This window comes from Sphingomonas sp. Leaf62, from assembly GCF_001421915.1.
Classification (GTDB): Bacteria; Pseudomonadota; Alphaproteobacteria; order Sphingomonadales; family Sphingomonadaceae; genus Sphingomonas.
On sequence record NZ_LMLN01000028.1, the window covers coordinates 97,319 to 114,748 of the forward strand.

Consider the following 17,430-nt stretch of genomic DNA (forward strand, 5'->3'; position numbering starts at 1 on the left):
GATCCTAATACCAAATCACGTGCAGAGGATGCGTTTGTCGTGCAGGATCGGTCATATTCGGCCGATTGCGCAACATCCTGCGGCAGGAAAGCAAGATTCGATGAACCTCGACGCGATCGATCGCAAATTGCTGAACCTGCTCCGCCTCGACGCGCGGCGCACCAACAACGCTCTCGCCGCGGAGGTCGGCCTGTCGCCTTCCGCCTGCCTGCGCCGCGTTCGCCTGCTCGAAGAGGCCGGCGTCATTCGCGGCTACACCGTCGTCACCCGCACCGACCCCAACGACCATGGTGCGACCGTGATCGTACAGGTCACGCTGGAGCGCCAGACAGAGGAATATCTCTCCCGTTTCGAAGCCGCGGTGCGCCGCCATGCGGAGATTCAGGAATGCTGGCTGATGACCGGCCAGTCCGATTACTGGCTACGCGTCGCGGTCGATTCGGCGGCGGCCTATGAGGCGCTGCACACCGACATCCTGTCGCGCCTGCCCGGCGTGACGCGGATCAATTCGAGCTTCGCGATGCGGAACGCGCTGATGCCGCGGCGGCGGTAGGCGTTACGCCAAGCCTTGCCGATTATCCGAGCGGCCGTTCGTCCTGAGTAGCCATTGAGCTGTCGAAATGGCGTATCGAAGGACCGTTCGTGGCAGGTGCTTCGATACGGGTCTTCGAGTTCGCCCAGCCTCTACTCAGCACGAACGGCTGCGGAGTAACACTCGAATCCCCAACAACCCCGTTCGGTTCGAGCAGCTTCGAGCGAAGTCGAGAAGTGTCCGTCGAGAACTTGGTCGTTCGGGACAACCCCTTCTCGACTACGGTTCTCGACAAGCTCGAACCTTCGCTCGAAGCAAACGGAAGGGGCAAGGGGCAGCATGAAAGCCCAGGCCCCGAAAACCCAACCCTATCGCAACCGCGCCAGCTTCTCCGCGGTCCGCACGTCATGCGCAACCACCGCACCGCTCAACCGCTCGATCAACCCGATCAGCCCGCCGCCGCGCACCGCGCTCTCCGGTGCCAGCAACTCGCTGCCCCATTCGCGGGCCAGTGCCTCGATCTGCCCGGTCCGGTCGACCGTCACCGATCGGAACGGCAGCAGCGTCGCGGGGGAGGCAAAGCGATCCGCCCCCGCCTCCATCGTCGGGTTGACCAGAATCGCCCCCGCCACCCGTTCGACATAATGGGCGGGCGACAGCCGCGCCCACCACGCCGCCGCACGGCATCCGGCGCCGTGCGCCAGCAGGATCACCTGCCGATCGGCCTCCCCGACGAACCGGTCGATCCGCGCACCCAGCAGGTTGCGATCCCCATCGGTCTGTCGCCCCAGCGGCAACAGGGTCGCGCGCAACCGGTCCACCGCCTCGCGCAGCACGGGCGGCGGTGCCCCGTCGGACAGGGCAAGAACCGAACAGCGGGCAGCAGCAATCGCGACCATGGTTTCGTCTCCCGTTCAGGATATCGACAGGAAAGCTACCACAGCGGTGAACCGGCGCAACCGTGTTGGGGGCTGCAAGGCGGTCAAGCGATCCTTCGCCACCACGAACCGCGCGGCGGCCGCGGTTCACACGCCGCCACCGGCCGATCACAGCGGCAGCGCCGTCGTCGATTTGACCTCCTCCAGCACCGCATAGGTCCGCGTTTCGCGCACCCCCGGCACGGTCGTCAGCGTCCGGCCGAGGAACGCGCGATAGGCCGCCATGTCAGCCATGCGAACCTTCAACAGATAGTCGAAACCGCCCGCAACCATATGACATTCCAGCACTTCGGGCAGGTCGCGAACGTGATGACCGAATGCGGTGAACACGTCGTCGGTCGTCCGGTCGAGCAGCACTTCGATGAATACCAGCAGCGACCGGTCGAGCTTCTCCGGGTCGAGCAGCGCGGCATAACCGCGAATGACGCCGCTTTCCCGCAACCGTCGCACCCGTTCGAAACAGGCAGCGGGGGAGATGCCGCACTGCGCCGCCAGCGCCTGATTGGTGATGCGCCCGTCACCCTGTAGCACGCGCAGCAGCTTGCGGTCGGTCTGGTCCATCGGGCTTCCCTTGTTTGGCCCCAAAACACATTCATCGTCATCCCGGCGCAGGCCGGGATCCACGGTTCCGCAACATCGACGGCTTCGGCACCTGCGGAACCATGGATCCCGGCCTGCGCCGGGATGACGACGGAAAATGAATATTCTGTCGGCACCTGTCCAGATCGAGCGATTAATATCGCCAAACCCGGCGATCATACGAAGCACCTTCGCCGTCACCCGCGATATACCGAGGAACCGCCACACGGAGAGACGAATGCCCGCGATCGACTGGGTTGCCCTGGACGCCGACAAGTTCACCGACGAAAGCGTCCTGCTGCCGCAGTTGCTGGCACAGGTGCCGCTGACCCAGTCCGACCGCAGCGAGATCGTCGCCAAGGCCGCGACGCTGGTCGAGCGCACCCGTGCCGCCGCCGCCAAGCCCGGCGTGGTCGAAGGCTTCCTCCAGCAATTCTCGCTGGGCACGCAGGAAGGGCTGGCGCTGATGTGCCTCGCCGAGGCGCTGTTGCGCACGCCCGATGCCGCGACCCGCGACCGGCTGATCGCCGAAAAGGTCGGGACCGCCGACTGGGCGGCGCATCTTGGGCAATCGTCCAGCCTGTTCGTCAACGCCTCGACCATCGGCCTGACGCTTACCGGCAAGCTGGTCGGCGACGAAGGTCCGGCGGGGGTAGGCGAAACGATCCGGCGGCTGGCCGGGCGGCTCGGCGAACCGGTCATCCGTCGTGCGCTGGCGGCGGCGGTCGGCATCATGGGCGACCAGTTCGTGCTGGGCGCGACGATCGAAGCCGCGCTGAAGCGTGCCGCCAAGGAAGGCTATCTCTGCTCGTTCGACATGCTGGGGGAGGGGGCACGGACCGCCGCCGATGCCGATCGTTACGAACATATCTACGCCGCCGCGATCGATGCGGTCGGTCGTGCCCGCGCGCCCGGCAGCACTCCCGAACAGGGCCATGGCGTTTCGGTCAAGCTGTCGGCGCTGTGCCCGCGCTATGAGGCGGTGCGCGAGGCGGACGTCTTCGCCGACCTCTATCCGCGGATGAAGCGGCTCGCGCTGATCGGTGCCCGCCACAACCTGAACCTCGCGATTGATGCCGAGGAGGCCGACCGGCTGGCGTTGTCGCTCAAGCTGATCGACCGGCTGGCGCGTGAGGCCGAGCTTGGCGACTGGACCGGTCTCGGCGTCGTCGTGCAGGCCTATGGCAAGCGGGCGCGCGGCGTGATCGACGGGCTGGAACGGCTGGCGCGCGATACCGGGCGGCGGATCATGGTCCGGCTGGTCAAGGGCGCGTACTGGGACAGCGAGGTCAAGCGCGCCCAGATCGCCGGCCATCCCGGCTATCCGGTGTTCACATCGAAGGCCGCGACCGACCTGTCCTATTTGGTCTGCGCGCACAAGTTGATCGCCGCTGCGCCGGCGCTCTATCCGCAATTCGCGACCCACAACGCCCACAGCCTGATGGCGGTGCGGCACATGGCGACGCGCGCGGGCGTGACGATCGAGCATCAGCGCCTGCACGGCATGGGCGAAGGACTCTACCGCGCCGCGTCAGGAACCGGCGATAACCAGCTGATCCTGCGGGCCTATGCGCCGGTCGGCGGGCATCAGGAACTGCTCCCCTATCTGGTCCGCCGGCTGCTTGAAAACGGTGCGAACAGCAGCTTCGTCAACGCCCTCCTCGACGAGGACGTCCCGGCGGCGCAACTGGTCGCCGACCCGGTCGCGGCGGTGGCGGCAAGACCGCGTCAACATCCGCGCCTGCCGTCCCCATCCGACATCTATCCCGGCCGCGCCAACCCGCTGGGCCGCGACTATTCCATCGCCTCGGTCCGGTCCGGGGCGGCATCGGTACGTGACACCTTCGCCAACATCCACGCCACCCCCCTGATCGGCGGCAAATCGACCCCCGGTATGGGTGCCGCACCCATGGTAAGCCCGGTCGACCACAGCCGCACCATCGGCTCGGTAAGCCCCGCTACCCCCAGCGAAATCGACCAGGCCGCAGCACTCGCCCGCACCGCCCAACCCCGCTGGAACGCCCTTGGCGGCGTCGGTCGCGGCAAGGCGCTGCGCACGATGGCCGACGCCCTAGACGCGCAGATGGACCGCTTCGTCGCCATCCTTTCAGCGGAGGCGGGCAAGACGCTGAACGACGCCGTGGCCGAGGTCCGCGAAGCGATCGATTTCTGCCGCTATTACGCCCTCTTGGCCGAAACCCGCTTCGCCGGCCCGACCGTGTTGCCCGGTCCGGTGGGCGAGGTGAACCAGATCGAACTCCACGGCCGCGGCGTCTTCGTCTGCATTTCCCCATGGAATTTCCCCCTCGCGATCTTCACCGGACAGGTCGCCGCCGCACTTGCCGCCGGCAACGCCGTTCTCGCCAAACCCGCCGAGCAAACCCCGCTGGTCGCTTATGAAGCGGTCCGCCTGTTCCACGCCGCCGGCCTCGATCCCGACCTGCTCGCGCTACTCCCCGGCGAGGGCGCACAGGTCGGCGCGGCGCTGGTCACGCATCCCGCGATCGCCGGCGTTGCCTTCACCGGCGGCACCGACACCGCGTGGGCGATCAACCGCACGCTCGCCAACCGCAACGGCCCGATCCTGCCGTTCATCGCCGAAACCGGCGGCCTGAACGGCCTGTTCGTCGACACCAGCGCGCTGCGCGAACAGGTCGTCGACGACGTCCTGCTCTCCGCTTTCGGCTCGGCCGGACAGCGCTGTTCGGCGCTGCGCCTGCTGTACCTGCCCAGGGATACCGCCGATGCGGTGATCGAGACGCTGGTCGGCGCGGTGGGTTGCATGGTGCTGGGCGATCCGTCCGACCCCGCAACTGATATCGGCCCGGTGATCGACGCCGATGCGCGCGCAGCGCTGAACGCCCATGTCGAACGGCTGGAGCGCGAGGCGAAGATCCTGTTCCGTGCCGATGTGCGCGGTTGGGCCGAACGCGGCACCTATTTCGCGCCGGTTATCGCCGAAGTGCCCAACCCCGACTTCCTCGAACGCGAGGTATTCGGCCCGATCCTGCACATCTATCGCTATGATCCGGCTGATCTCCCCAATGTTGCGGGCAAGCTGGCGGCGCGCGGCTATGGCCTGACGCTCGGCATCCATAGTCGCATCGACCGCTTTGCCGAGGAAGTCGCGGCGCTGGTTCCGGCGGGCAACGTCTATGTCAATCGCTCGATCATCGGCGCGGTCGTCGGCGTGCAGCCGTTCGGCGGCGAAGGGCTGTCGGGTACCGGCCCGAAGGCGGGCGGTCCCGACGCGCTGCTGCGCTATGCCGCCGAGCGATCGACGTCGATCAACATCATGGCGAAGGGCGGCGACCCGGCGCTACTCAACCTGTAACGGCGCGCACTTCGCAGCGACCCACGCCGCTGTCTCGAGGTCGAGCAGCGGCGTCAGCAGGTCGGCGACGCGGGCGTGATAGGCATCGACCCACGCCCGCTCGGTCGGCGTCAGCAGCGCCGGTACGATCAGCGTCCGCTCGATCGGCACGAAGGTCAGCGTTTCGAATCCCAGCATCGGCAGGTCGCCGCCGGGGATGTCGCGTTCGACTACCAGCAGCAGGTTTTCGATGCGGATGCCGTATTCGCCCGCTTTGTAATAGCCCGGCTCGTTCGACAGCATCATGCCGGCGCGCAGCGGCTCCATCGGCCCGCCGCCCGGATAATTGGGCGCACCGATTCGCTGCGGTCCTTCGTGTACCGACAGATACGCGCCGATGCCGTGCCCCGTGCCGTGCGCATAATCGAGACCCGCTTCCCATAAGGGACGCCGTGCGAAGCCGTCGATATGCCCGCCCAATGTTCCGTCGGGGAAGATGGCGGTGTCGATCGCGATATGCCCCTTCAGCACGCGCGTGAAGCGGTCGCGCATTTCGTCCGACACGGCCCCGACCGGCATGACGCGGGTGATGTCGGTGGTGCCATCGGCATACTGACCGCCCGAATCGATCAGGTAGAGCTGGCCGGGCAGGATCGCCGCGTCGCTCTCGACCGTCGCCTTGTAGTGTGGGCTGGCGGCGTGCGCGCCGGTGGCGCTGATCGTGTCGAACGACAGGTCGCGTAAGCATCCGGTTTCGGCGCGCATCGCCTCCAGCCGGTCGGATGCCGATAATTCGGTCAGCGTGCCCGACGGTGCGGTTTCCTCGAACCATTTCAGGAAGCGGACCATCGCCGCACCGTCACGTGCCTGCGCGGCGGCGTGGCCGGCGATCTCGACCGCATTCTTGATCGCCTTGGCCAGCACGGTCGGATCGCGTTCGGCGATGATCGTCGCGCCGCCAAGTCGCAGCGTTTCGTGGATCGCCGCCACGGCACGGTTGGGGTCGGCAGCGACGCGCTTGCCGGCGAACTGGCCGAGCGCGTCCTTGAACGTTGTCATCGGCCGGACCGTCACCGCGTTGCCGAGATGGCGGACGACATCGTCGCCGACCTTGCCGGGCGCGGCGAAGAGATCGGCGGTGCCATCGGCGTGAACGATCGCATAGCTCAGCGCGACCGGGGTATGCGCCACGTCCGTCCCGCGCACGTTGAACGTCCATGCGATCGAATCGAGCGCCGACAGGATCACCGCGTCCGCCCGCCGTTCGGTCAGCCATTCGCCGATGGCCGCACGCTTTTCGGCAGAGGTGCGACCGGTCAGCGCATCGTCTTGCACACCCATCGGCGCGGGCGAGGCGGCGGCGCGATCGCGCCAGAGCGCGTCGATCGGGTTGGTGTCGATCGCCGCCAGCTCCGCGCCGGCATCGGCCAGCGCCTCCCGTGCGGACGCGACCCAATCGACCGTCGCCAGCCATGGATCATAGCCGATCCTATCACCGGCCTGCACGGCACCCCGCAGCCAGTCGGTCATCGACGTCGCGGGCACCTGCACGAACTGCCAGTCGGCAGCGTCGACCTGCTCACGGACCTGCAGCGTGTAGCGGCCGTCGGTAAACATCGCCGCCGTGTCGCGCAGCACGACTGCGCTGCCCGCCGACCCCTTGAACCCGGTCAGCCAGGCGAGGCGCTGCGCATAGTCGCCGACATATTCGCTCATATGTTCGTCGGTCAGCGGCACGACGAACCCGGTGAGGTTCAGCGTGGCGAGGTGGGTGCGCAGGGCGACAAGGCGTTCGTGGTAGTTGCTGGTCATGGCCGTGTCGTTACCAGCCACGACCGCGTCACAAAAGCACAACCGAACTCGACTTCCGCCTCGGCTCGCCCCACATGGGCGTCCTATGAGCAAGCCCATTCCGCCGATCGCCGAGCAACGTGCCCACACCTTCGAACGTCACGGCATCGTCGTCGACGATCCATGGGCATGGCTGCGCGACCCGAACTATCCCAAGGTCGAGGACGAAGACGTGCTCGCCTATCTGAAGGCGGAGAACGACTATTTCGATGCGGTGATGCGCCCGCATCAACCGTTGATCGATACGCTGTTCACCGAGATGCGGGCACGGATCAAGGAAGATGACGCGACCGTGCCGCAACGCGACGGCGACTGGTGGTACTGGTCCGATTTCGAGACCGGCGGAGAGTATCGCCGTTGGTGGCGCAAGCCGGTGGCGGGCGGTGCCGACGAACTGATCCTCGACGAACCGGCGCTGGCCGAGGGCAAGGAATATTTCCGGCTGGGCGCGCTGTCGGTCAGCCCCGACGGGCGGCTGCTCGCCTATGCGATCGACGATGACGGCGGCGAGCGGTTCGAGGCGCGGGTCAAGGATCTGGCGACCGGCGAATTGCTGGCCGACGTGATCCCGGGAACGCTGTCCGAACTGGTGTGGACGGCGGACTCCACCGGCTTTCTCTACGGTCTGGCCAACGAACAATGGCGCACCGACAATGCCCGGCTGCACCGCATCGGCACTCCCATCGAGCAGGACATCGAACTGTATCACGAGGCCGATGAGGGCTGGCGGGTATCGGTCGGCGAGACCCAGTCGCGGCGCTTCCTTGTCATCTCGGCGGGCGACCACGTCACCAGCGAGGTACGGCTGATCCCGGCCGACGATCCGACCGCCGAACCCATCCTCGTCCGGGCGCGCGAGGAACATGTCGAATATGATGTGGAGGAGCATGACGGCACGCTGTTCATCCACACCAACGACACCCATCCGAACTTCCGACTTGCGACCGCGCCGCTGGAACGGCCTGGCGACTGGCAGGAGTTGATCGCGGCCGACCCGCATTTCTACATGACCGGGATCACGACCTTCGCGAAGCTGTTCGTCGTCGAAGGGCGGCTCGACGGGCTCGATCAGATCCGGCTGCATGACTATGCGGGCGGGGCGGCGCGGCCGATCGCGTTTCCGGAGGCGAGCTTCGTCGTCGGGCTGGGCGACAATCCGGAATATGACGTCGATACCCTGCGGCTCGGCTATGAATCGATGGTCACGCCGGGCACCGTCTATGACTATGACGTGGCGAGCGGCGGCCTGACCGTCCGCAAGGTGCAGGCGATCCCGTCGGGCTACGACCCCGCCCGCTATGCGACCGAGCGGCTGCACATCACCGCGCGCGACGGCACCGCGATCCCGTGTTCGGTGGTATACCCGAAGGACTTCCCGCGCGACGGGACCGGCAAGCTCTATCTCTACAGCTATGGCGCGTACGGTTATGCGATCCCGCCGGGCTTTTCGACCAGCCGCATGTCGTTCCTCGACCGCGGCATGGCGTTCGCCATCGCCCATATCCGGGGTGGCGACGACCTTGGTCAGCAATGGTATCTCGACGGCAAGCTGGAGAAGCGGACCAACACGTTCAACGACTTCGTCGATGTGGCGAAAGGGCTGATCGACTTGGGCTTCACCGGCGAAGGGCGGATCGCGATCGCCGGCGGATCGGCGGGTGGCGAGTTGATGGGGGCGGTGATGAATTCCGACCCCGAGCTATGGGGCGCGGTGGTGGCGAGCGTGCCGTTCGTCGACGTGCTGAACACCATGCTCGACGACAGCCTGCCACTGACGCCCGGCGAATGGCCCGAATGGGGCAATCCGATCGAGGACAAGGCGGCGTTCGAACTGATCCGGTCGTACAGCCCGTATGACAATGTGACCGCACAGGCCTATCCGCCGGTGTTCATTTCGGGAGGACTGAACGATCCGCGCGTTACCTATTGGGAGCCGGCCAAGTGGGCGGCGCGGCTCCGCGCAACCAAGACCGACGATAATGTGCTGCTGCTCAAGACCAATATGGGCGCGGGCCATGGCGGCAAGTCGGGGCGGTGGGAGAGTTTGCGCGAGGCGGCCGAGGAGATGGCGTTCGTGCTGTGGCAGTTGGGGGTCGAAGCGTAAGTCGTTGCCGGGAGGGAGGGGGGAAGTCCGCGAGCGATCCGGTCGGGGAAGCCCCCCCTCCCCGCAGAGCGGGGAGGATTTAGCGTTTCACCCGCGTCACGTGGCCCATCTTGCGGCCGGGGCGGGCTTCGTTCTTGCCGTAGAGGTGTAGATGCGCGCCGGGTTCGGTCAGCAGCGCCTGCCAATGGTCGACATCGTCCCCGATCAGGTTGGTCATCTCGACCCGCGTCCCGGTGAGGCCGGTACCGCCTAGCGGCAGGCCGAGTACCGCGCGGACATGGTTCTCGAACTGCGACGTCTCCGCACCCTCGATCGTCCAGTGGCCCGAATTATGGACGCGCGGGGCCATTTCGTTGAACACCGCACCGTCGGCGCCGCAGAAGAATTCGAGCGTCAGCACGCCGACATGGTCGAGCGCGTCGGCCACCTTGCAGGCCAGCGCCTCGGCCTCGGCGCGCCACGGTTCGATCGAGGGGGCGGGGACGGTCGAGGTGTCAAGGATGCCGTCCTTATGGACATTCACCGGCGACGGATACAGCGCGACCGTGCCATCGACACCGCGTGCCAGCACGACCGAGAATTCCTGTTCGAAGTCGACGAACGCTTCGAGGATCGCCGGTCCGCCGCCGATCGCCAGCCATGCCGCGCTGGCGTCGTCGGCTGACAGCAGCCGGGCCTGCCCTTTGCCATCATAGCCGAAGCGGGTGGTCTTGAGCACCGCCGGGCAGCCGACGGTGTCGATCGCCGCATCGAGCGCGGCGCGGTCGGCGACCTCGGCCCAGCGGGCGGGACGGCCGCCCAATGCCTCGACGAAGCGCTTTTCGCGGACCCGGTCCTGCGCTACCGCGAGCGAGCGGGCCGACGGGCGGACCTTGTCGCCCAGCGTCTCGATCGGGGCGGCGGCGATATTCTCGAATTCGTAGGTGACGACGTCGACCTGCCGGGCGAAGGCGCGCAACGCGTCGATATCGTCATAGTCGCCGCGGCTATGCGCGAAGGCGATGTCGTTGGCCGGGCCGCTGTCGGGTGCATAGACATGGATGCGGTAGCCGAGCTGCGCGGCGGCGACGCCGATCATCCGGCCGAGCTGGCCCGATCCGATGATGCCGATCGTCGATCCGGGGGGCAGCGGTGTCATTGCGGATCGATCGCCACGCCATCGGTCTGCGCGGACCGCCACGCGTCGAGCCGTTCGGCCAGCGCATCGTCGGCGGTGGCGAGGATCGAGGCGGCGAGCAGGCCGGCGTTGATCGCGCCCGCCTTGCCGATCGCCAGCGTGCCGACCGGCACGCCGCCGGGCATCTGCACGATCGACAGCAGGCTATCCATGCCCTTCAGCGCGTGCGATTCGACGGGCACGCCCAGCACGGGCAGGCGGGTCATCGACGCGACCATGCCCGGCAGGTGGGCCGCGCCGCCGGCACCGGCGATCACGACCTTCAGCCCGCGCTGCACCGCGGTCGTCGCATAGTCGACCAGCCGGGCGGGGGTGCGGTGCGCGGAGACGACCTTCGTCTCATGCGGAACGCCGAGTTTGGTCAGGGTTTCGGCGGCGTGGCGCATCGTCTCCCAATCGGAAGTGCTGCCCATGATGATGCCGACCAACGGTGCGTCGTTCATTGTCTGCCCGTAACGCTTGGGGGAGGGCGCTGCTTAGGCAAGGGGCCGAAACAGGGCAAGCGGAAGGATGCCGCGGCGGCGTATTCAAATGCCCAAAGGTCACAAAGGTCACACTCGTGAGCAGTTTGTGCGGTGGATGTTTTGCGAGGTCAAAGAGCGGCGGCCGGGGTCTGGGGCCAGAGGGGAGTTTGGCGGGGGTGGGGCGTGTAGGAAAGGGGTTTGCGGCCCTGACCTTATGTCCTCCGTTTGCTTCGAGCAGAGGTTCGAGCTTGTCGAGAGCCGTCGCCGAAAGGGTTTCCCCAAACGGGGCGTTCTCGACGGACGCTTCTCGACTTCGCTCGAAGCTGCTCGAACCAAACGGTAATCTGTATGGGTACGTTAGCCGCGCTTACCGCTCGCTGAGATAGTAGCGGTCGGTCGGCGTCAAATCGTCGGTCAGTTCGTACACGATCGGCTGGCCGGTCGGGATTTCGAGGCCGGTAATCTCGTCATCGGGAATGCCCGACAGATGCTTGACCAGCGCGCGCAGCGAGTTGCCGTGTGCCGAGATCAGGACGCGCTTGCCGGCCTTCAGTTCGGGGGCGATGCGGCTTTCCCAATAGGGGAGGACGCGGTCGATCGTGTCCTTCAGGCTTTCGGTCTGCGGAATGTCGATCCCGGCATAGCGGCGGTCGGCCGACAGGTCCCATGGGCTGTCCGCTTCGGGCAGCGGCGGCGGCACGTCGAAGCTGCGACGCCAGATCTTGACCTGTTCATCGCCATGCTTGGCCGCGGTCTCCGCCTTGTCGAGCCCGGTCAGGCCGCCATAATGCCGCTCGTTCAGGCGCCAGTCCTTTTCGACCGGGAGCCACAGGCGGCCCATCGCCTCCAGCGCGAGGTTCAGCGTCTTGATCGCGCGCGTCTGATAGCTGGTGAAGCAGACGTCGAAATCATGCCCCTTTTCCGCGAGCAACTCGCCCGCTGCCTTGGCTTCGCCCTCGCCCTTCTCGGTCAGGTTGACGTCCCACCAGCCGGTGAAGCGGTTTTCGAGATTCCAGGCGGACTGGCCGTGGCGGATCAGGACGAGCGTGGGCATGTGGCCTCCATTGCGGTTGTCGGGGTCGCGACTAGCCTAAAGCGGGCGGGAGAGGAACCGGTTGAAGGCGGTCGCAACGTAGCCACCGAAGGGCGGGCAGGGCACGAAGCCGTTGCGGGCGTACAGCCGGTGGGCCGCATCGAACATCGTGCCGGTGCCGGTTTCGAGCAGCAGGCCGGTCAGGCCCGCCGCCCGCGCATGGCCGACGATGTGGTCGAGGATCGCCTGCCCGGTGCCACGACCGCGTGCCGCGGGATCGGTACGCATCGATTTCACCTCGCCCGTACCGTCGCCGAGCGTGCGCAACGCGCCGCAGCCGAGCAGGCCTTCGCCGTCCCATGCAGTGAAGAACGCGATGTCGGGCGTCGCCAGCCCTGACAGGTCGAGCGCGTAGACGCTGCCCGGCGGCGAACTGGCGTGCATATCGACGAGATGCGCCGCCAGCAGCGCTGCGGTGGCCGGATGATCGAGGCCGCCCGGACGGACGATCACCGCGTGATGTCCGCCAGCACCTCCAGCCAGCTATGGGCCAGCCGTTTCGACCGTTCGGGCGACCAGCCGAATTCGGGATCGGGATTGGGATCGTGATCCTTGAACGGCATTTCCAGCGTCATGCCGAGCGCGCCGAAGCGGTTGGCGATCTGGTTGGTCGACATCGACAGGTTCGCCCGTCCGGCGGCCGATATGGGATAGCCGAGCCTGGTCTGGAAATCGGGCGTAGCCGCCGCCCATGCCGCGCCGAACGCGGTGAAGCGCGCGCCATGCTCGTCGGTCCAGTTCGGGATGCCTTCGTAGCCGGCGATGAAGTTGGCGGGGATCGCTTCGTCGCCGTGCACGTCGATGGCGATGTCGACGCCGGTCTCGTCCATGCGGCCGAGGACGCACAGCACTTCGGGGCTGCGCTCCGCCGACGGGGCGTGCCATTCGCGGTTGAGGTTCACGCCCGCGGCGTTGGTGCGCAGATGGCCGCGATACGACCCGTCGGGGTTCATGTTCGGCACGCAGTGGAAGGTCATGCGCTGCCGTAGATCGGCGGCGACCGCGTCGGCCGGATCGGTCAGACGTTCGAGCAGCCCCTCCATGAACCATTCGCACATCGATTCGCCGGGATGCTGGCGCGCATAGGCCCAGACCTGCAACGGGCCTTCGCCGAGCGTCAGATAATCGATCGCGCGACCATCGAGGCTCTGGCCCAGTTCGCGGTGGGCGACCCCCGGCTGTACTGCAATGCGCGCGATCAGGTCGTCATGGCGGTCCATGGTGTAGGGTGCGAAATAGGCGAACCATGCGAGATCGGTGTCGAAGGTCGCGTTGAAGGTGAGGACGCCGTCGGCATAGCCGGTATCGACCTGTCGCCATGCCGTGCGGTCGGTGCTCATCCGTGTACGATAGCCGGGCCAGCCGAACGCGTAGGCCGACCCACCGGCATTGACGATGCGGAAGGTCAGGGTCCGCCCGCGGGCGCCGGCGACGCGGAAATGAAACCATTGGTAGAAGTCGGACGCGTGGTCGGCGACGATCTCCAGATCGATCACGTCGCCCTGAATGGCGACCAAGCGTATATTGCCGCTGTCGAACGCGGCGTTGATGGTGATGCTCATTTCACCGTCGTAGTGATTCCCGACTCGCCTGGGAAGTTGCGGAACATCGCGTTCGCCAGACGATCCGCCTGGAACACCGGCTGCGCGCCCGGCGTGTTTTCCAGCGAATCGGTGAGCGCGCGCGCTTCCCAGATGGTCGTCGAATCGCTGCGGCGGCGGATCTGGACCATCATTTCCGTCCCGACCACCTCTCGCTGCCCGCCGCCGATGCCGAAGCCGACTCCGCCGCCCAGACCGACGCCACCGCCGCGCCAGCCACCGCCGCCACCGCCCGCGCCGATGCCGATCGATACCGGAGGGCGCTTCTCGACGAAACCGCGGGTGGCGCGGGTAAAGCCGACCGAGACGATCAGGTCGGACGGGCCTGTGGCGGCGCGGACGAAGCCGATCTTTTCCATCTCGCGACCGACGGCGTTTGCGTAGTTCTGGAATTCGGGGCTGACGCTGCCGTTGGTCGACAGCGGTTCGAGCGAGAAGCTGCCCCGCGCGACCGGCTGGTTCAGGTGGAAGCGGGTGACATCGACCGGGCGGACGCGGGAGCCGGTGGTGGTACAGCCCGATGCCAGTATCGCCGCCACGGCCATCACCCCGAATCCGAACGCTTTGTTCATGCGACTCACCTTCGTTTACGACACGACCGATTGCTGAAATGCCCAACGCGTATCGGCGGCGGAAGGGTTCATTGCGGTGGTGTTTCGATCGGCACGCCGTTCCGCTCTTGACGAATGGTCCGGCCGGCGATAGCTGGACGCCTCTTTTCCGGCCGTGCGAGCGGCCCTTTTGCCGTTTGAGAGCCGTGACATGAAGATCGTCAATTCGCTGAAGTCGCTCAAGGATCGCCACCGGGACAACCGCGTGATCCGCCGTCGCGGCCGTATCTACGTCATCAACAAGACCAACCGCCGCTTCAAGGCCCGCCAGGGTTGATTCGCGGTCGGTGCGGCCCGATCGGGCTGTGCCGGTGGGTGATTCGGACAGGCATCCGACCCTTGGTGGGTCGGGTGCCTTTTCGTGTTGTGGGTTTGGCGAATTTCATTCTTGGCGCGCAGGCGGGGAGCCATAGACGCTGCTGCTTCGGTCAGACCAGCGACGTCGGCGTGTTTGGACCCCCGCCTGGGCGAGTGTGACGAGAGGAAGTACATCGTCCGGGAAGACCCACGGACGGGGCCTTAGATCGTCCCTTGCGACGCGGCGTTTCGCGGCAGTTTCGGTTCGGAACAGGCGATCAGGACGCGCAATTCCTTGCCCGATCCGAACGGGCGGGTCGCGCGGCCGGTCGGTACCTTCGCCAGTTCGATCCGGAGCGGCGCGGGCAATACGGCATAGGGGACGTTCGGGCGCGAGGTGAGCGTGCCGGAGAAAATCCGGTCCTTCCTGTAGCGCGCGGCGATGCGGGCGGCGTCGGGGCAGGCGCGGATCGTGCGGGTGTCGGCGGTAAAGGTCGCGACGGCCCGGGTCCGCTCGGCAGTGCTCAGCGTATCGGGCAGGCGGACTTCGAATTGCAGCAGGTCGATGCGACGCTGGTCGAACACGGGTGGCCGCGCCGCCTGCGCAACGAACGCCAGCGCGACCAGCGCTGCGATCATGCGGGGACCGCCGTGCCCGCCGATCCGACCGCCGCCGCTGCGGCCGCCGTCGCGTCGTCGAGTACCGTCCAGCCCGCAGGGCCAAGGATTTCGAGCGGGCGGAACTTGGTCTTGTAGGTCATGCGCGGCGATCCCTGCACCCAATAGCCGAGATACACATAGGGCAGGCCGGTGGCGCGCGCACGGCGGATATGGTCGAGGATGATGAACGTGCCGAGGCCGGCGCGGGCGTCGGGATCGGTTTCGAAGAAGCTGTAGACCATCGACAGCCCGTCGGCCTGTTCATCGGTAATGCACGCCCCGACCAGCCGGCCGGGCACGCCATCGACCGAAGGCTCGCGATATTCGATGACCCATGAACTGACCGGCGAATGTTCGACCATGTCGGCGAAATCGGTTTCGTCCATCGCGGTCATGCCGCCGCCGGGATGCCGCACCGACAGATAGCGGCGCAGCAGGCGGAACTGTTCATCGGTCGCCCATGGCTTGCACGCGCGGATGTCGAGATCGGCGTGGCGGCGCATCAGCTTGCGCTGGGTCGCGTTCATCGTGAAGTCGCTGGCGACGACCCGCACCGACACGCAGGCGCTGCACCCGACGCAGCTGGGGCGATAGGCGACCGACTGGCTGCGGCGAAACCCGATTCGGCCAAGCGCTTCGTTCAGTTCATCGGCATGGGGGCCGTTGAGTTCGGTAAAGACCTTTCGTTCCTGCCGCCCCGGCAAATAGGGGCAGGGCGCGGGAGAGGTGACGAAGAAGCGGGGGAAACGAAACGGCGCGGTCACCCAGGGTTCCTTCGATCAGACATGCCGAACGGGATTAGCGCCGAAGATATGGCGATTATCCTAACCGACGGAAAGCGGGTCGCGATTGTTTATCCGCGCGACCGCTTCCCGTTCCGGAACATGGAGCGCTAGGCCAGCTCGACCGTGCTGACCTCATAGCCGCCCGCGCGCAGCCCGTCGATCAGCCGGTCGAGATGGTCGCGGTCGCGGGTCTCGCACTCGATGTCGGTGATGAGACCCTTGGCCGGCAACGTCGTGAAGACGCGCTGGTGGTAGACCTCGATGATGTTGACCGTGTGTTCGTGAAAGATTTTCGCGACGTGGAACAGCGCGCCGGGACGGTCCTGCAACCGGATGCGCAGACGCGCGAGACGACCCGACCGGGCGAGGTCGCGCAGCAGGACGTTGGCGAGCAGGCGCGTGTCGATATTGCCGCCGCACAGCACGATGCCGACAGTCTTGCCCTTGAACCGCTGTCCATGGCCGAGCAACGCGGCGAGCCCGGCGGCGCCGGCCCCCTCGACCACGGTCTTTTCGATCTGGACCAGCAGGCTGACGGCTTCTTCCAGCTGGCGTTCGCTGACGAGCACGATGTCGTCGACCAGCGCCGCCACGACCTGCGCGGTCAGGCCGCCGGGCTGCTTGACCGCGATCCCTTCCGCCAGCGTATCGCCCGCGCACTCCATCGTGGTGCCGTGCAGGCGGTTGTACATCGACGGGAACAGCTCGGCCTGCACTCCGACAACCTCGATCTTGCGATCGGCCGCGCGGGCGACGGTCGCCATGCCGCTGATGAGACCGCCGCCGCCGATCGGCACGACCAGCGTGTCGATGTCGGGCACGTCCGCGAGCATTTCGAGCGCGACGGTGCCTTGCCCCGCCATGATCCGGGCGTCGTCGAACGGGTGGACGAACGTCAGGCCCTGTTCGGCCTCCAGCTTCAGCGCATGGGCATAGGCTGCGTCGAAGGTTTCACCCTCCAGTACGACGGTCGCGCCGTGGCTCTGGGTCTGCATCACCTTCACCGTCGGAGTCGGGCGCGGCATCACGATGGTGACCGGCACGCCCAGCCGGTTGCCGTGATAGGCAAGGCCCTGCGCATGATTGCCGGCGGAGGCGGCGATGACGCCCTTCGCACGGGTGGCCTCGTCGAGTTGCAGCAGGGTGTTGAGCGCGCCGCGTTCCTTGTAAGCGGCAGTGAACTGAAGGTTTTCGAATTTCAGATAGACGGTCGCGCCGGTCAGGTCGGACAGGGTCCGGCTGATGAGCGTCGGCGTGCGCACGATCGAGCCGCCGATCCGCATCGCCGCGGTACGAACATCGTCGACGGTGAGGGGCAGGGCGGACGGAGCGATCGGGTTGGTAGCCATCGCGGGCGGGTAGCCGATTTGGCGGAAAAGGGGAACCCGTCGACCCGGCGCGCGTCTGCTTGGGTGAAATCGCTCC

At 66.7% G+C, this 17,430-nt stretch carries 16 protein-coding genes; 4 read left to right on the forward strand and 12 right to left on the reverse strand.

Annotated elements, in window-relative coordinates; translation table 11 throughout:
• The first annotated feature begins 100 nt into the window (after window positions 1-100).
• The gene (locus tag ASE91_RS11865; protein ID WP_055995659.1) at window positions 101-553 is read left to right on the forward strand and encodes an Lrp/AsnC family transcriptional regulator; all 453 of its coding nucleotides are present in this window, start codon (window positions 101-103) and stop codon (window positions 551-553) included.
• A gap of 347 nt (window positions 554-900) precedes the next feature.
• On the opposite strand, the gene ASE91_RS11870 is transcribed toward ASE91_RS11865, so the two are convergent.
• Both ASE91_RS11870 and ASE91_RS11875 read right to left on the reverse strand, forming a co-directional pair.
• Window positions 901-1,431 (reverse strand): alpha/beta hydrolase, encoded by a 531-nt coding sequence (locus tag ASE91_RS11870; protein WP_055995656.1) that lies wholly within the window; start codon window positions 1,429-1,431, stop codon window positions 901-903.
• A 147-nt stretch (window positions 1,432-1,578) separates the two neighbouring features.
• On the reverse strand, window positions 1,579-2,031 hold the full coding sequence (locus tag ASE91_RS11875) for an Lrp/AsnC ligand binding domain-containing protein (RefSeq protein WP_056500112.1): 453 nt from the start codon (window positions 2,029-2,031) through the stop codon (window positions 1,579-1,581).
• A 256-nt stretch (window positions 2,032-2,287) separates the two neighbouring features.
• Here ASE91_RS11875 and putA point away from each other — a divergent pair, with 256 nt between their 5' ends.
• Window positions 2,288-5,383, forward strand: a complete 3,096-nt coding sequence (gene putA / locus ASE91_RS11880; protein ID WP_056626466.1) for a bifunctional proline dehydrogenase/L-glutamate gamma-semialdehyde dehydrogenase PutA — start codon at window positions 2,288-2,290, stop codon at window positions 5,381-5,383.
• Here putA and ASE91_RS11885 read toward each other — a convergent pair.
• On the reverse strand, window positions 5,369-7,174 hold the full coding sequence (locus ASE91_RS11885; RefSeq protein WP_056626468.1) for an aminopeptidase P family protein: 1,806 nt from the start codon (window positions 7,172-7,174) through the stop codon (window positions 5,369-5,371). The two genes, putA and ASE91_RS11885, sit on opposite strands and share 15 nt — an antisense overlap.
• Before the next feature lie 85 nt (window positions 7,175-7,259).
• Here ASE91_RS11885 and ASE91_RS11890 point away from each other — a divergent pair, with 85 nt between their 5' ends.
• Window positions 7,260-9,317, forward strand: coding sequence for a S9 family peptidase (locus ASE91_RS11890; RefSeq protein ID WP_056626470.1), 2,058 nt, complete (start codon window positions 7,260-7,262; stop codon window positions 9,315-9,317).
• Between the two features lie 79 nt (window positions 9,318-9,396).
• Here the strand turns inward: ASE91_RS11890 and ASE91_RS11895 are convergent, their stop codons facing one another.
• From ASE91_RS11895 to ASE91_RS11920, 6 genes are all read right to left on the reverse strand, one after another.
• The gene (locus ASE91_RS11895) at window positions 9,397-10,455 is read right to left on the reverse strand and encodes a 5-(carboxyamino)imidazole ribonucleotide synthase (RefSeq protein WP_056626472.1); all 1,059 of its coding nucleotides are present in this window, start codon (window positions 10,453-10,455) and stop codon (window positions 9,397-9,399) included.
• Complete coding sequence (gene purE, locus ASE91_RS11900; RefSeq protein ID WP_055995641.1) at window positions 10,452-10,937, reverse strand: 5-(carboxyamino)imidazole ribonucleotide mutase; 486 nt, start codon at window positions 10,935-10,937, stop codon at window positions 10,452-10,454. The genes ASE91_RS11895 and purE overlap by 4 nt, the downstream gene beginning before the upstream one ends.
• Window positions 10,938-11,325: 388 nt before the next feature.
• Window positions 11,326-12,012: a 2,3-diphosphoglycerate-dependent phosphoglycerate mutase gene (gene gpmA, locus ASE91_RS11905; protein WP_056626474.1), complete on the reverse strand. Its 687-nt coding sequence runs from the start codon at window positions 12,010-12,012 to the stop codon at window positions 11,326-11,328.
• A 36-nt stretch (window positions 12,013-12,048) separates the two neighbouring features.
• Entirely contained in the window at window positions 12,049-12,504 is a 456-nt protein-coding gene (locus ASE91_RS11910) for a GNAT family N-acetyltransferase (protein WP_056626476.1), read from the reverse strand.
• Window positions 12,501-13,613: a M14 family metallopeptidase gene (locus tag ASE91_RS11915; RefSeq protein ID WP_056626478.1), complete on the reverse strand. Its 1,113-nt coding sequence runs from the start codon at window positions 13,611-13,613 to the stop codon at window positions 12,501-12,503. Before ASE91_RS11915 ends, ASE91_RS11910 begins: the two co-directional genes overlap by 4 nt.
• Window positions 13,610-14,224 (reverse strand): DUF4136 domain-containing protein, encoded by a 615-nt coding sequence (locus ASE91_RS11920; RefSeq protein ID WP_056626481.1) that lies wholly within the window; start codon window positions 14,222-14,224, stop codon window positions 13,610-13,612. The genes ASE91_RS11915 and ASE91_RS11920 overlap by 4 nt, the downstream gene beginning before the upstream one ends.
• A gap of 190 nt (window positions 14,225-14,414) precedes the next feature.
• Here ASE91_RS11920 and ykgO point away from each other — a divergent pair, with 190 nt between their 5' ends.
• Entirely contained in the window at window positions 14,415-14,540 is a 126-nt protein-coding gene (gene ykgO / locus ASE91_RS11925; RefSeq protein WP_055755695.1) for a type B 50S ribosomal protein L36, read from the forward strand.
• 242 nt (window positions 14,541-14,782) lie between these two features.
• Here ykgO and ASE91_RS11930 read toward each other — a convergent pair whose 3' ends face one another.
• From ASE91_RS11930 to ASE91_RS11940, 3 genes are all read right to left on the reverse strand, one after another.
• The gene (locus ASE91_RS11930; protein WP_056626483.1) at window positions 14,783-15,199 is read right to left on the reverse strand and encodes a hypothetical protein; all 417 of its coding nucleotides are present in this window, start codon (window positions 15,197-15,199) and stop codon (window positions 14,783-14,785) included.
• The gene (locus tag ASE91_RS11935) at window positions 15,196-15,984 is read right to left on the reverse strand and encodes an arginyltransferase (protein WP_056626485.1); all 789 of its coding nucleotides are present in this window, start codon (window positions 15,982-15,984) and stop codon (window positions 15,196-15,198) included. The genes ASE91_RS11930 and ASE91_RS11935 overlap by 4 nt, the downstream gene beginning before the upstream one ends.
• Window positions 15,985-16,112: 128 nt before the next feature.
• Window positions 16,113-17,354, reverse strand: a complete 1,242-nt coding sequence (locus tag ASE91_RS11940; protein ID WP_056626487.1) for a threonine ammonia-lyase — start codon at window positions 17,352-17,354, stop codon at window positions 16,113-16,115.
• Window positions 17,355-17,430 lie beyond the last annotated feature (76 nt).

Bases quoted from the DNA above. Each gene is read 5' to 3' on its own strand.
- ASE91_RS11865 (WP_055995659.1), top strand. From the start codon at position 101: ATGAACCTCGACGCGATCGATCGCAAATTGCTGAACCTGCTCCGCCTC.
- ASE91_RS11870 (WP_055995656.1), bottom strand. From the start codon at position 1,431: ATGGTCGCGATTGCTGCTGCCCGCTGTTCGGTTCTTGCCCTGTCCGAC.
- ASE91_RS11875 (WP_056500112.1), bottom strand. From the start codon at position 2,031: ATGGACCAGACCGACCGCAAGCTGCTGCGCGTGCTACAGGGTGACGGG.
- putA (WP_056626466.1), top strand. From the start codon at position 2,288: ATGCCCGCGATCGACTGGGTTGCCCTGGACGCCGACAAGTTCACCGAC.
- ASE91_RS11885 (WP_056626468.1), bottom strand. From the start codon at position 7,174: ATGACCAGCAACTACCACGAACGCCTTGTCGCCCTGCGCACCCACCTC.
- ASE91_RS11890 (WP_056626470.1), top strand. From the start codon at position 7,260: ATGAGCAAGCCCATTCCGCCGATCGCCGAGCAACGTGCCCACACCTTC.
- ASE91_RS11895 (WP_056626472.1), bottom strand. From the start codon at position 10,455: ATGACACCGCTGCCCCCCGGATCGACGATCGGCATCATCGGATCGGGC.
- purE (WP_055995641.1), bottom strand. From the start codon at position 10,937: ATGAACGACGCACCGTTGGTCGGCATCATCATGGGCAGCACTTCCGAT.
- gpmA (WP_056626474.1), bottom strand. From the start codon at position 12,012: ATGCCCACGCTCGTCCTGATCCGCCACGGCCAGTCCGCCTGGAATCTC.
- ASE91_RS11915 (WP_056626478.1), bottom strand. From the start codon at position 13,613: ATGAGCATCACCATCAACGCCGCGTTCGACAGCGGCAATATACGCTTG.
- ASE91_RS11920 (WP_056626481.1), bottom strand. From the start codon at position 14,224: ATGAACAAAGCGTTCGGATTCGGGGTGATGGCCGTGGCGGCGATACTG.
- ykgO (WP_055755695.1), top strand. From the start codon at position 14,415: ATGAAGATCGTCAATTCGCTGAAGTCGCTCAAGGATCGCCACCGGGAC.
- ASE91_RS11930 (WP_056626483.1), bottom strand. From the start codon at position 15,199: ATGATCGCAGCGCTGGTCGCGCTGGCGTTCGTTGCGCAGGCGGCGCGG.
- ASE91_RS11940 (WP_056626487.1), bottom strand. From the start codon at position 17,354: ATGGCTACCAACCCGATCGCTCCGTCCGCCCTGCCCCTCACCGTCGAC.